Source organism: Streptomyces sp. ISL-36, assembly GCF_018614205.1.
Taxonomy (GTDB): domain Bacteria; phylum Actinomycetota; class Actinomycetes; order Streptomycetales; family Streptomycetaceae; genus Streptomyces.
Map to the genome: position 1 here is coordinate 43,046 of NZ_JAGGOS010000076.1, position 13,426 is coordinate 56,471.

Consider the following 13,426-nt stretch of genomic DNA (forward strand, 5'->3'; position numbering starts at 1 on the left):
GCCGGGAAGCCGGCCCATGGCGACGCGCCGCCGTGGGCGCCGCGGCGCCCAACCGGTCGGGGCTTGACCAGCAGCGGGGATGCCGGCCGCCATGGGCGGTCCGGCCCGCCGACTGCCCACGGCGCGCCGGCCGCCGTTCGACTCGCGTGAAGCGGTACGACCGCGAGCGCGGCCTGGCACTGGCCGCGCTCGACGGCGGCCGAGGTTACCGGAGCGGCACGGGGCCCGGGGTCACCGGGAGCGGTGCGGGGCCCAGCCGTCCGCGCCCGCGAGGTAGTCGGCCGTGGTGTGGGCGGCGGCCTCGCCGGCGGACATCTGCGGGCGATCGGGGGTGAGCAGCGCACCCGGGCCGGTGTTGCGGTACTCGGCGAAGCGGGCGTCCCGCCAGGAGAAGCCGCTCATGTCCGTCCACGGTGAGGCCTTGACGGCGTCGGGGAGTTCGGTGTCGCGGAGGAGGACCTGGCCGACGGCCTGCGGCTCGCCTCCCGGGTGCCAGGGCCGGCCGAGGTGGAAAGACCCGGCCGGCGCGTCGCTGACGATCTTCGAGCGGGTGATGAGGATTCCGTACGGGTTGCCCGCCCAGGTCGAGGCGGCGGTGATGTAGCCGTTGTTGCTGTCCGACCCCCGGCTGAGGGCCTTGATGACGGAGTTCTCGATGACGGCCGTGGCCCGGCCGTAGATGAAGTCGACGTCCCCCTCGACATAGGAGTCGTGGAGGTAGACGCGGCTGCGCGTCGTCAGCTGCGGGGTGTCGACCATGAGCGTGTCCTGGTTGCCGAGAAAGGCGGCGTCGTCGAAGACCAGCCGGTCACCGGTGGTCTTCACGGCGAGAGCTTGCTCCCCGGCGAGCTCGACGGCCGCCTCGTCGAAGTCGTTGGCGAAGGTGAGGTGGCGGGCGGTGAAGTCGTTCCCCTCGATCACGACGGTGGCGCTGCCCCACGAGCCCTGCGTGCCGCCGCCCGGCTTGGCCTCGCCGGCCGGGGTGTCGAAGACGACGAGCGTGTCGGAACGGCTCCGGCCGGTGCCGACCAGCGTCACGTGGTGGCGGTCGCGGCCGATGCGGACCTTCTCCCGGTACGACCCCGGTGCGAGCCGGATCGTGATCTCTCCGTCGTTCCCCGCGGGCACGGCGCCGACAGCCGCCTGCACGGTCGGGTAGTCGGCCGGCACGTTCAGCGTGGTGTTCGTGCCGATCGTCCGCTGCGGCCCGGAGAACCGCGTCACCAGCGCCGGTACGGCGGAGGCCGGGTCGAGACGGTACGGGTAGAAGTCCCGCGGCTCGAAGGCCGCACCCCACACGTCGTGGCGCCCGGTGGTGTCCTTCAGGATCGAACCGCGCTGCACCAGCTCGGCGCCGGCATCCGCCTGGTAGGGGTGCTGGATCCCGTCGTAGTAGCTGTTCTCGATGACCATCCTGGTCCGGCCGCGCGCGTAGTTCCCGTACGTCCAGACCGGATCACCGTCGTCGACCTGCGCCGACAGGTAGTTGTTGTAGAGGTGTGCGTAGGCGCAGTTGTCGGCGGAGGGGTTGCGCTGCTTGGTGCCGCTGAACCAGTTGTGGTCGATGGTGACCTGTGTCTTCACGTTGCTCGTCCAGCCGATGCCGAACGCCTTGTTGTGGTGGTCGAACCGGTTGTAGGAGACGGTGATGTACTCGCTGTCCTTGCGCAGGTCGATCAGGCCGTCGCCCATGTGCGTGAGGCGGTTGTGGTCGATCCACACGTGGTCGACGGTGTCCATCTGGATCGCGTCGAAGTCGCTCGTCTTGCCGTCCCAGTCGCCCTCGACGTACGAGTCGCGGATGGTGAGGTTACGGATGATCACATTGCTGGTCCCGGGCGCGAGATGCAGCTCTCCGTGGACGATCTCGCCGGTGACACCGACACCGACGATCGTCTTGTTCGACGTCACGTCGATGTCCGAGCCGAACGGATCGACCTCGATGACGCCCTCGACCCGGATGATGTACGGCTCGGGTGCACCGGCGTACGCCTTCAACGCCGCCTGTTCGGTGACGGTGACGACCTTCCCGCCGGCGCCGCCGGTGGTGCCGCCGGCGAGCGAGGCGAACCCGTGAGCGACGTCGGCCCACCGGCCGCTCGCGGTGGGACCGGGGGCGGCGGCACCCGAGGCCGCACCGGAGGTCCCCGCATCGGAGTGAGTCCCGGGCGGGGTGTACGCCCGGGCTTCCTGGGCGGTGACGGACGTGGCCAGGGCGGCGAGCAGGGCGGTGGCGGCTGCCACCGCGGCCCTTGCTCCACCTCTGCGCCGGGCTACGGAGGGGACGTATCGCATTGCGGCTCCCAACGGGCTGGCTGGTTCGGTCAGTTGGCGGGGACGGTGGTGGGGCGATCCTGGTGGACCGGCGGCCTTCCGGCGCCCGCGCCGCGGGCCACGTCGCGGTCGGCCTGCTCGGCGGTGTCGATCGGGCCGTGCAGGGTCGGAGTCCAGCCGACGTCCGGCGTGAGGTCGCGCTCGCTGCCGGAGTTGTAGCTGTTGTTGAGGGCGACCAGGTCGACCGGGAATCCGTTGAAGAGGGTCCCGGTGGCGTGCAGGGCGCTGCCGTTCCAGCTCTTGACCAGGTCGGCTGCCTCGATGTGCCCCGGAGTGGTGAACGCGTTGTTCTCGGCCCGCACACGGGACTCGGTCGAGATGCCCAGGAAGTAGCGGTGGTCGTGGGCGTCGGCCGGAACGACGTAGCGGTTGTTGTAGACGTGCACCTGGCCGAAACGGACCCGCGGGGCACGCTGCACGACCGAGGTGAACTCGTTGTGGTGGAGGGTGACACGCAGCTTTCCGCGGTCGCCGGTCGCCGTGTCGCTGTTGCCGATGAGCATGGCCTTGTCGTGGTCGGCGAACCGGCTCCACTCCACGGTGATCAGGTCCGACCCGTTGGTGATGTCGAGCAGGCCGTCATGGCGCAGGTAGTTCCGGCCGAAGTACGTCGGCTCCTGCGCGTCCGGGTGCCCGGCGTCGGAGGCGGTGATGTGATCGATCCACACATGGGTCGCGCCGCGCAGCCACAGGTTGTCGTAGGCGCTCTTCCAGTCGCCGAGTCCACCGTTGTTCGGCTGCCAGACGGGGAAGCAGTCGTACGCGTCGCGGAACTCCAGGTTGCGGATGATGACGTTGTCCGCGTTCTCCACCTTCAGGCTCGCGCCCTTCAGGACGGCGCCGGAGCCGACGCCGACGAGGGTCGTGCGGGACCCGACGGTCAGCTCGACGCGCTCCGCCTGGCGCCTCGCGGACGCCTGTCGCGCCTCCTCCTGAGGGCCCGACGGCTTGGCGGCTCCCCAGGTCCGGGGGTCGTAGGCGGCCAGATACTTCCGCAGGTCGTAGCCGTCGGTGGCGTAGGCGGCGCAGTCGAGGTGCCGGCCGCGGTCGTCGGTGTTGGCGTCGATCGTCCCGGCGATGCGGATGATCTTCGGGGTGTCGCTGCCGCCGTCGAGGGCCCGGACGAGTCCGGCGCGGTCGTGCACGGTGAAGACATGGGCCTCGTCGGCGCCGGCCCCACCCGTGGTCCCGCCGTCCGCGGCGGCCCAGCCGTCTCCGGCGGGCAGGGTGTCCCGTTCGATGCCCCGGCCGGCCTCCCGGCCGTCGGCGGTGGCGGGCACGCTCAGGGTCGCCAACAGGCCGGCGGCCACGGCGACATGCAGGACATGACGTACGAGCGGCATGGCGCACCTCTCATGTATGAGATACGAAATTCAGCTCGCTGAACGTAGAAGCAGGTGGACCCTTTAGTCAACGCTCCTAACAAAAGGAGTGACGCCCATGCCCGTGAAAGGTGTTCAGATACGTGAACCGCGCGAGGGGCTGTTCCGCCCGCCCGCGATGTCGGAGATTCGTCAGAGGGTCGGCGGCGAGGCGACCGGGACGTGAAGGGGCGCCCGGAAGGACAACAGGTCGAGGACGGGCGCGTGTGCCGCCTCGGCCGAGAGCCGGACGGCGGGCAGCCGCCGGGCCACCGCACGGAGCGCCACCGCCGCTTCCGTACGGGCGAGAGAGGCGCCCGGGCAGCGGTGGCGGCCCACACCGAAGGCGAGGTGGTGGCGGGAGTTCGCGCGGTAGGGCCGCATCTCCTCGGGGCTCTCGAAGACCTCGGGGTCGGAACCGCTGCCCATGAGCATCAGCAGCAGCTCGGCGCCGGCCGGCAGCGGGGTGCCGCTCACCTCCACCGGGCGTGCGGTGACCCGACGCCACGTGGTCACCGGCGGCTCGCGTCTCAGCACCTCCTCGACCCACGCCTTGGCCAGGCCCTCCTCGTGTCCCGGGCGCGGCCACAGCCCGGGTTCGGCGAGCGCGCTGCGCAGCACCGTGGCGATCAGCTGCCCGGTCGTGGACTGCCCGGCGATGAAGACGAAGAAGCACGCGCCGACGGCGGTCTCCAGGTCCAGCAACTCCCCGTCGGGCAGGCGATGGCGGACCAGAGCTCCCACGAAGCTGTCCGCCGGGGCCGTCCGGTCGCTCACGAGCGAGGTGAGCCACTGGTGGAACTCGCCCACCAGGACCGCCAGTTCGAGCTGCCGCTCGGCTGAAGGGCGTCCCCAGAAGAGCTCCAGCGACGCGTCGCTCCAGCGGACCAGGGTCGTGGTGTCGAGACCGTGGATGCCCAGCAGCTCCATCATCACGCGGCAGGGCAGGGTGTGCGCGAACGCGCCGAAGAGGTCGCTGCCGGCGGTCGTGTCGATCTCCGTACGGACGGAGTCGAGCAGCTCGTCGGCGACGCGCTCGATCACCGGTACGGCGGCCGCGACCCGCTCGGCGTTGAAGAACCGCGTGACGACCCGGCGCAGGCCGGCGTGGCTCGCACTCACGTTGTTCGCCAGCGCGGGACGCACCCTGAAACCGGCCCGGGCGAGGACCCTCAGGGCCGGAATGCCCAGCGGGGTGATCGCGTGCTGGGCGTTGTCCGGCCGGAAGACCGTCGGGTCGAGCAGCACCCGGCGGATGTCCTCGTAACGGCTGATCAGCCACAGCCCGGTGGCGGGGTCGCGATGGACCGGATCCTCGGCCCGCAGACGGTCGAGCCAGAGGTACGGCTCGCGGACGAAACCCTCGCCGAAGAGGTCGAGCAGCCCGAACGGATCGTAGGAACCGGGCGTCCCGGGACCGGTCGCACCGGTCGCACCGGTCGCCTCACCGTACGGACAGAGTCCGGCCGTGTCCGTGAGGGAGTCGGGCCTGCTGAGGGCGGAAGTCACGGTGGCGGACGCTAGCACGCGGCAGTGCACGTACCGGGCGGTGTGTGCGGGGGATCACCCGGAACCGGGCCGAGCCTCACGCCTCTCCAAGAGGTCCGCCGCCGGGTATGCGGCGGCCAGGCGTCGACCGTGTGTCGACCGTGCGCCGACACGGGACATGATGGCGGCATGAGCGATCACATATCTTCCGTAGAGGCACTCCTCGTTGTGGACGTGCAGTCGGCCTTCGTCACCGGTGACACGGCGGTCCCCGCGGCGGCCCGGCTCCTGGACCGGACGACCGACCTGATCGCACGGGCGCGACGCAGCGGCGCGATCGTCGTCCATCTCCAGAACGACGGGCCGCCCGGATCCGACGACGAGCCGCACACGCCCGGCTGGGAGCTCCACCACGGCGTGCAGAGCGGCCCCACGGAGGCCGTCATCCGCAAGACCAGGGACGACGGCTTCGCCGGCACCTCGCTGGGGAGCCTGCTGACCGAAGCGGGGGTGAAGTCGCTCGCCGTCTGCGGCGTGATGTCCGAGATGTGCGTCCAGGCGACGGCCCGTACGGCGCTGGCGCTCGGCTACCGGGTCGTGCTGCCGCACGACGCCCACGCGACGCAGGACATCCCCGCAGCCCCCGGCATCGGCGAGCGGGTCCCCGCCGACACGGTCTCGCGCGTCGCCGCATGGGCCCTCAGCGGGGAAGCCGAGACCGTGACCCCCGCCGCGGCGGTCACCTTCAGGCCCGTGGCCCCCCGGATCTGAGCCCGAAGCCCCTGACCGGGCCGTCAGAGCGAGCGCCCCAACCGGTTCCCACCCCTTCCCCGCCCGGTCCCCACCCGGTGCGCGAGCAAAACGGGTTGAGCGGCCGGCGACGCGGACCGTAGGGTCACCGATCATCGACGTGTAGCTCAGCAGCAGAGCACCGGGCTCGGGACCCGGAGGGCGCGGGGGCGGAACCCGCCACGTCGGCTATGGACGACGACGCTGAGCAGCAGCATCCGAGCACCCCGTCCCCGGCCCCCGTGGTGACCGCGGCACCTTCCTACGCGCGCGACCAGTGGGCGAAGGCCTTCACGACCGCGCTCACGCACGACGACGCCGCGACGCGTGACCGCGCCGCCGAGCGAGGGCGACGCTGGCGAGCCGTGCTGACGGGGATGGCCGAGGGCCGGCTGAAGATCGGCTCGCGCACGCCCGTGAAAGGGCTGCCCGCCTGGGTGACCCCCGAGGTCGTACGGGGCGGCTTCGCCACCGGCGCCGCGAGCGCCGCCGGTCCCCTCCAGCCGTACGAGACAGAGGCGGCGCGCCGGTTCGGTGTGCCCGCCGCGCGAGGAGCGCTGTTCGCACACTGCCTGACCGAACCCGGACTCGCCTGGCTCTCGGACCTCCTCGACAGCGGCCACTACGAGGTGACGCTGCCCGAGGAGGCCGCGCTGCTGACCGTGGCATGGCTGGTGCGGAGCGGGGAGGTGGCCGGGGCGGTCGAGCTGGTCGAGGCGCTCGAACCCCACGCCGACACGGTGCGGTTCCTGCCCCGCCCCTCACGGACACGGGCCGGCGCCCCCGGCCACGTCCACCGGCGCACGGTCGCCGAAGCCCGCCGGACCCTGGAGCGCAGGCGCCCGAACGAGGCCGTGGAGACCCAGCGCGAGGCGCTCGCCGTCTGGAACCCGTACGCGGACGACATCCTCGGCCACTGGCTGGAGACGGCCGACACCGGACGTGTACTCGAGCGGACGCCCGATGACGGCTGGTACGCACGAGGGGCCGCCCTGCTGGAGCGCTACCGTGCCCTCGCGGCCGAGCACACCCGCTGCCGCAGGCACCGTGACCCTAAGGAGAACCTCGGCATCCTCATCGGCGCCCTCCAGGAGAGCGTCGCCCGCCGCCCGCTGGATCCACGCCGTCTCGGACTGCTGCGCACCGCCGTCGAGGCCATGGTGCGACGCCGAGGGCTGCCCGGATCCGCGCCACACGCCGACCTGCGCCGGCAGCAGGCCGCGCAGGCCGCGCTGCCCTCCCACCACGCACTCGCCGGGCTCGCGAGCCGGCGGCTCGCCGAACTCCCGCAGGACTCCGGCGCCGAGGACATAGGGCCGCTGACCGCCGAGGTGAGCGTGCGGGAGAGCCGGGAGACCTCGCTGCCCGTCGGGGCGGTCCTGCCCCCGTCGATCCGCCGCGTCGTCGACGGCACCCTCAGCGCGCCGCTCGCCACCCTGGTGGAGCGCGGAGTGGTGCCGTCCGCCGAGGTGCTGGCCCAGCTGGTGCCCCAGCTGGTCGCCGCGACGACGGCCCGGTCCTACGCCGACGAGCCGCTGCGCACTCTGATGGCCGCCGACTACCGGGCGTGCCGCAACCGCCGTTCGCTGCTCCTGCTCAACCTGGAGCGGCAGGTCCGCGTCGAGGAACTGCCCTGGGTGCGGGCCGTGACGGCCTTCCGCGCCGACCGGGACGGCGGGCAGGCGGCGCTCGACGCTCTGCGGGAGCTGGGCGAGATCGCGGTACGAAGCTTTCCCGGGACGATCCTGCCCAACCCCCTCGTGCGCGAACTCGCCGTCCTCGCCCGCCAGGCCGACCTCGGCGCACCCCTGGTGGAGGAGCTGGCCGCGGACATCTTCATGGGCACGTTCAGCCCCAAGTTCCTCACGGCGGCGCGCGTCGCGGCCGAGCTCCTGAGCGGCACGCTGTACGAGAGGTACTACGGCATCGACTACCCGGCCGTCCGCGACCTGGCGGTCGTGGAGACCAGCCGGAACGTGCTCCGCTCGCACGACGCCCGAACCTCACCCGGATTCGCCACACTCTGCGCCCGGCGCGCCGGAGACCCGGGCACCTGGTCGGTCGCCGGCAACGGCAAGGTGATCGAGCAGGCGCAGATCCTCACCACGCACAACCTCGCCACCCTCGTCCACCGGGTCCACATCGCCCCCGGTCCCGGCTGGGACGAACTCGCCCTGCGCTGCTTCAGGACCGTCTGCCGGCTGACCGCCCGCCTGGAGGGACATCCGCGCCCCCTGGCCACCGTGAAGGACGCGGCCTATGCCTGGCGGCAGATGCTCTTCCACCTGTCGCTGTGCGACGCGCCGGCACTGGCGGGGGCGCTGGGGCGCCTGGGCGAGGAGGAGGCACGCCACCCGGCGCACGTCGCCGCGCGGCTCGCCCCGGCGCTCGCCGGTCTCCGCCTCGTCGCGGACGGCGGCCGGTTCGGCCCCGATGGCGGCGCGGACGGCGGCAGGGCACGCCTGCTCCTCGGCTGGAGCACCAACGGGCACTGGCTGCTCGCGCCGCAGCCCGCCACGGGGAGCGGACGAGGCTGAACGGCGGCCCGCACCCGGGGGCGCTCGTGAAGGCCCGCACCAGCGCCGTCCCGGCGCGGGCGTTCCTCAGCCTGCGCCGCCGGTTCCCCCGGGGCCCGGCGGCGCCCCGTCACGGGCGAGTGCGGCCACCTGGTCGCTGATCAGGTCCAGGATCGTCGCCGAGACGGCCGCGTCGTGGCCCAGTACGAGGAAGTTCAGGGTCAGGCCGTCGGTCACGGAGGCCAGGTAGCGGGCCAGCACCGGGACGGGGACTCTCAGTTCGAGTTCCATGGTGTCACCGAGTTGCTCGATCAGCTCCTGGTAGATCTCGGCGTACCGCTCGTGCTGGCGACGGGCGAGCGGTTCGAACCCGGGTGTGCGCAGGGCGTACTGGGTGAGTTCGTACGTGAGCATGTGCTCGCCCGGGTGGGCGCACACATGGTCCCAATACGCCCCGAAGCCGGCCCGGATGGTCTCCCTGAGCGTGGCGCGCGGTCGCAGCGCCTCCTTCACCACCCCCACGTAATGGTCGGTGATCGCCGTGATCACCGACTCCAGGAGCGCCTGCTTCGAGTCGAAGCAGTAGTGGAAGACGCTCAGGGAGACGCCCGCCTCGGCGGCGATGGACCGGGTCGTCGTCCGGGGGACGCCGTCCCGGGTCATCGCGCGGATGGCCGCCTCGGTCAGCTGCCGGCGCCGGTCGGCGAGCGGCATGCGGGTCATACGGTGGTTCCCTTCGCTCTGTCGGACGGCGCCGTCAGCTGCTGTGGACGCCGACCTCGCGGAGCGAGTAGCCCCATTCGCTGCCGCGCTCCACGCCCTGGATCCGCACATGCCGGGCCGTCGCCCCCGGGAACAGGACCGTGTCCAGGCCTCCGTCACCGGCCGTGGTGGACCAAGCGGTCCGCCACGTGGTTCCGTCGTCGGAGAGCTCGATGCGGTACGCCTTCCCGTACGCGCGTTCCCAGTCGAGGGTGACCCGCTTGACCAGCCGCGACGCGCCCAGGTCGATACGGAGCCACTGGCCGTCGCTCCATTCGCTCGCCCAGCGGGTGCCCGGGTCGCCGTCCACGGCCCGCTCCGGCGCGTAGGAGACGAACGGGTTCCACCACTCCGAGGTGGACGCGGACGCCGCCGCGTTCGCGGCCAGATTCACGCCCGCCCGGTGCCGCTCGGAGGCACCCCAGGTGTCGAGGTAGGACTCGGCGCCACGGAACAGGTCGTCCACCACCCCCTGCCCGCCGACCAGCCGGATGTCCTCGATCCAGTCCGGGACCAGGCCGTAGTGGGAGGCACCGTCGGTGTTGAGGTCCCAGGTCCGCTGCCCGGTGGTCTGCCGGTCGATGAGCGAACCGCCGTCGGTGCTGCGGAACGGGTACCGGACCGGGTTCGGGGTGTCCGTGCCGCGCGGCCCCGGCCAGCCGCCGACGCCGTTCATGTCGGTGCCGTAGCCGTACCCCACGCCGTACTTCTCGCGCAGGGCGTCCGTCCGCTTCGCCTCCGCGCTGAACCCCTCGGCGCCGTGCATGTACTGGGCGATGAACCCGCCGAGCCCGTAGACCCGCTCGGTCCAGTCCAGGTCCATCCAGCTGTGCGAGGAGAGCACACCCGGGTACGACGCCGACTCCGCGATGTCCAGAGCCCGGCCCGCCGCCTTGACGCTCATGTGGTCGATCTCGAGCATCATCTTGCGTTGCATCATGCCGCGCACGGCGTACTCGCCGAGCTCCGTCAGCCCCCGGGTGTTGCACCGCGCGTCCGTCGCGTACGTCGGGACGGTCACGCCCGCCGGCAGCTCCTTCTCGGCCGTGGGCGCCACCGCGAGCCCGATCGGGTTGTCGTGCTGCGGCCCGGTGCACTTCTCGGTCTTCCAGAAGGTGCCCGTCGACAGGAACTGGCCGACGTTGATGGCCGTGCCCAGCGCACCCTCGTCGAACCGGACACCGCACAGCGCGTTGTCGAACTTGTGGCAGAGGAACATGCTGCGGACGCCGAGCCGGTGGAGTTCGTCCAGACCCCGGTCGATGTCGTCCCTGTCGCACTGCGCCACGTCCAGGATCTGCTTGCAGCCGAAGGGCTCGGACGTCTCGACGCCGAGGACGACCGCCAGCTTGCCCTGCTCGATCACGGCGCGGGCCTGTGCCGTGTCGGTGACGATCCGGAACCAGCCCTTGCCGGGGCCGCCGAACATCCGGTCGACGTACTCCTGCATCTCGTACGTCTTCCTGGCCTGTAGGCGGATCGACGTCATCTCGTCGCAGCCGCGGTCTTTGAAGAAGTAGACCGAGCAGATGACCCCGTTGGTGACCAGGTCGTTGACGAGCACGCGCTGCCCGCCGCGCCAGGCCCGCTCGATCCACGCGTAGTAGTTCTGCTGGTGGGTCAGGGAGTCGTGCGCGGGCCAGTCCTTGAACGTCGGCCAGCCGTCCGGGTCGTGCCGGCCGTCGCCGCCCTTGGTGATGAAGTCGAAGACCGCGAGCGATCCGTCGGGGTAGTGCTCGGGGCAGTCCTTGAGCGCGTCGGCGACGCCGAGTTCGGAGAAGGGCTTGCCGCAGATGAGCCGGCCGCCGAAGGCCTCGTTGGACATGATGTGGTTGTGCGCGTCGACGAAACCGCGTACCTCGCCCTGGGCGTCGGTGCCCTTGAAGGGCTCGCCCGTGACGTTGATCGCGGAGTCGGGTGCGGGCCGGGCGGAGGGGTTCCACCAGGAGGAGTCGGCGGCTGAGCCGGGCGCCGGGCCGAGCAGCAGTGCCGTCGTCGCGAGGAGCAACGACAGCACTGCCAGGGGCCCGCGCCTGCTGTGCGTGGGTCGCGTCATGGACATCACTCACGTCTTCGGTGGGGGACGGCGGGGCGCGCGCAAAGTTGTCATGCTCCGCGCGAAAGGTGTGTCGAGAATCCCGACTGCCGCAACCGGAGTCAAGAGTCCGGGACGGATGACCTGATGGGTCGTCGGATCACCCCGTCACCTGGGTGGTCGGATCGCCCCGTCCCGCCGGAAGCCCTCGGTTCGCAGGCTCGAAGATCCCGGGCTGGTCTCACCCTCCTCGACGCTCGGATAAGGCCGAGAATGTCCCGCTTGCGGAGGTCGAGGAAAGCCTCAAAACGCCGGTAGTGGACGCTGTCGGATGCTCCGTCAAGAACAGGAAAACGCGCAGGTCGCGAACTGGTTGATCGTGTCTGGCAAAGATCTCGCAAAGGGCTTGGGCTTAAGTAGAACTGATGCGTCCACATCGGGCAGGCTCACGAGGCTTTGTTGGCATCGTGTAAGTAAAGGCTCGCCCATGCGCGTTCGTTGGGTCCGTAGCCCTCGGCTGTTTCCACCGGGTCGTTCCGGTAGGCGCAGACTGAGGGCTACGGCTCTTTTCGTCCTTGTCTTCTTCTCCGGCATGCTCACCACCGAGACCGCGATGGCCATGGGTGCCACGCTGTCGCCGGTGAAGATGCCTCAACTCTCCCTTTCGGGGCTCTGGAAATGGATCAACGAGAACCCTCTCGACACCCCTGATCAGCAGGGCGGTTCCGCCCGCGGCAAGAGTCATTACGCTTCCTCGGACGCGACGAGCTCCGAGGGTGAGGCCGGGCGCAGGCCGGGCAAGGGCAAGGGGGAGCTCGACGCGTTCGAGCGTCCCGTTGACCGCCCGGGCGCGTCGAAGACCGGTGCGGCCAAGGGCGGTGCCAAGAGCTTCGATGCCCGCACGAGCAAGCGGGATGCGAAGAAGTCGACGGCGACGTCGGACTTCTACGTCAACGCCGATGGCTCCACCACGGTCCGCCACTTCACCGGCCGGACCAACTTCAAGGGCACCGACGGTTCCTGGAAGCCGATCGACACCCGGCTGACCAAGGACACCGACGGCCGGCTGCAGCAGCGCTCGAACTCCCTGGATGTCGAGTTCGCGCCGGACGCGGCCGACCAGCAGCTCGCCTCGGTCGACTTCGGCGCGGGGCGTTCGCTCGCCTACGCGCTGCGGGGCGCGGCCAAGGGTGAGCCGACGGTGGCCGCCAACGGCACGGTGACCTACGCCGGCGTGCTGCCGGAGACCGATGTGGAGCTCGTGCCGCTGGCGGAGGGCTTCAAGGAGAACATCGTCCTGCGCTCGGCGCGGGCGGGGAACTCCTGGGTGTTCCCGCTCGCGGTGAAGGGGCTCACCCCCCGCATAGCCGCCGACGGCGACGTGGAGTTCACCGACGCGACGGGCAAGGTCACCGCGACCATCCCGCACGCGTACATGGAGGACTCCAGGATCGACCCGCGTTCGGGCGACGCCGCCCAGTCGCGGGCCGTCACCTATGAGCTGACGTCGGTGGACGGCAAGCCCGCGCTGCGGACGACCGCGGACCGCGGCTGGCTGGAGGACCCCGCCCGGGTCTTCCCGGTGACCGTCGACCCGACGGTGACCGCGTCGAACTCCACGTACGCGCAGAACACCATCGGTGGTGACCACTCCACCGAGACGCAGATCAAGGTCGGTTCGTACGACTCGGGAACGAACAAGACGAACTCGTTCCTGCAGTTCTCCTCGCTGGGCACCACGCTCGCGGGGCAGCGGGTCACCGCCGCCACCTTGAACGTGTACGCGATCTGGTCCTCGACCTGCAGCAACCAGTCGTTCTCGGTCCACCCGATCACCCAGTCCTGGACCCCGTCGGGTGTCACCAGCTACCCCGGGCCGAGCTTCGGCGCGGCCATGGGCTCCGCCACGCCGGCACCGGGAGCGTCCTGCTCCAACACGGGCAACTCGGCCAGCGTCGGTGTGAAGATGCCGGTCTCCCTGTCGACCACCTGGTTCAACCAAGTCGCCGGCGGAGCCGCCAACTACGGTCTCGCGATGACCGCGCCGACCAACGACGCGCTCCACTGGAAGAAGTTCCACTCCGACAACTCGGCGACCGCCGGCTTCCGCCCGGCCCTGCACCTGACCTACACGGCGAACA

Annotated in this window: 8 protein-coding genes and 1 tRNA gene; 4 read left to right on the plus strand and 5 right to left on the minus strand. The window is 71.1% G+C overall.

Annotation, left to right across the window (positions count from 1 at the left end; genetic code table 11):
- Positions 1 to 231 precede the first annotated feature (231 nt).
- From J7E93_RS20655 to J7E93_RS20665, 3 genes are all read right to left on the minus strand, one after another.
- Positions 232 to 2,295: a pectinesterase family protein gene (locus J7E93_RS20655; RefSeq protein WP_215071395.1), complete on the minus strand. Its 2,064-nt coding sequence runs from the start codon at positions 2,293 to 2,295 to the stop codon at positions 232 to 234.
- Between the two features lie 29 nt (positions 2,296 to 2,324).
- Entirely contained in the window at positions 2,325 to 3,677 is a 1,353-nt protein-coding gene (locus J7E93_RS20660) for a polysaccharide lyase family 1 protein (protein WP_215071396.1), read from the minus strand.
- A 171-nt stretch (positions 3,678 to 3,848) separates the two neighbouring features.
- Positions 3,849 to 5,204, minus strand: coding sequence for a cytochrome P450 (locus J7E93_RS20665; protein ID WP_215071397.1), 1,356 nt, complete (start codon positions 5,202 to 5,204; stop codon positions 3,849 to 3,851).
- Between the two features lie 168 nt (positions 5,205 to 5,372).
- Here J7E93_RS20665 and J7E93_RS20670 point away from each other — a divergent pair, with 168 nt between their 5' ends.
- The 3 genes from J7E93_RS20670 to J7E93_RS20680 all read left to right on the plus strand — a co-directional run bounded on the left by J7E93_RS20670 (position 5,373) and on the right by J7E93_RS20680 (position 8,509).
- Positions 5,373 to 5,954, plus strand: coding sequence for a cysteine hydrolase family protein (locus J7E93_RS20670; RefSeq protein ID WP_215071398.1), 582 nt, complete (start codon positions 5,373 to 5,375; stop codon positions 5,952 to 5,954).
- A gap of 135 nt (positions 5,955 to 6,089) precedes the next feature.
- Positions 6,090 to 6,161: transfer RNA gene (locus J7E93_RS20675), tRNA-Pro, on the plus strand.
- Positions 6,162 to 6,163: 2 nt separating this feature from the next.
- Positions 6,164 to 8,509, plus strand: coding sequence for a hypothetical protein (locus J7E93_RS20680; protein WP_215071399.1), 2,346 nt, complete (start codon positions 6,164 to 6,166; stop codon positions 8,507 to 8,509).
- A 66-nt stretch (positions 8,510 to 8,575) separates the two neighbouring features.
- Here J7E93_RS20680 and J7E93_RS20685 read toward each other — a convergent pair whose 3' ends face one another.
- Together J7E93_RS20685 and J7E93_RS20690 are read right to left on the minus strand one after the other, a co-directional pair.
- Complete coding sequence (locus J7E93_RS20685) at positions 8,576 to 9,211, minus strand: TetR/AcrR family transcriptional regulator (protein WP_215071400.1); 636 nt, start codon at positions 9,209 to 9,211, stop codon at positions 8,576 to 8,578.
- Between the two features lie 34 nt (positions 9,212 to 9,245).
- Positions 9,246 to 11,306, minus strand: coding sequence for a discoidin domain-containing protein (locus J7E93_RS20690; RefSeq protein WP_215071401.1), 2,061 nt, complete (start codon positions 11,304 to 11,306; stop codon positions 9,246 to 9,248).
- A 571-nt stretch (positions 11,307 to 11,877) separates the two neighbouring features.
- Here J7E93_RS20690 and J7E93_RS20695 point away from each other — a divergent pair.
- On the plus strand, positions 11,878 to 13,426 hold a 1,549-nt coding region (locus J7E93_RS20695; protein WP_251066835.1), incomplete at its 3' end, for a DNRLRE domain-containing protein.

Excerpts from the sequence above, each read along its gene's own strand:
- J7E93_RS20655 (WP_215071395.1), bottom strand. The coding sequence starts at position 2,295 with ATGCGATACGTCCCCTCCGTAGCCCGGCGCAGAGGTGGAGCAAGGGCC.
- J7E93_RS20660 (WP_215071396.1), bottom strand. The coding sequence starts at position 3,677 with ATGCCGCTCGTACGTCATGTCCTGCATGTCGCCGTGGCCGCCGGCCTG.
- J7E93_RS20670 (WP_215071398.1), top strand. The coding sequence starts at position 5,373 with ATGAGCGATCACATATCTTCCGTAGAGGCACTCCTCGTTGTGGACGTG.
- J7E93_RS20680 (WP_215071399.1), top strand. The coding sequence starts at position 6,164 with ATGGACGACGACGCTGAGCAGCAGCATCCGAGCACCCCGTCCCCGGCC.
- J7E93_RS20685 (WP_215071400.1), bottom strand. The coding sequence starts at position 9,211 with ATGACCCGCATGCCGCTCGCCGACCGGCGCCGGCAGCTGACCGAGGCG.
- J7E93_RS20690 (WP_215071401.1), bottom strand. The coding sequence starts at position 11,306 with ATGACGCGACCCACGCACAGCAGGCGCGGGCCCCTGGCAGTGCTGTCG.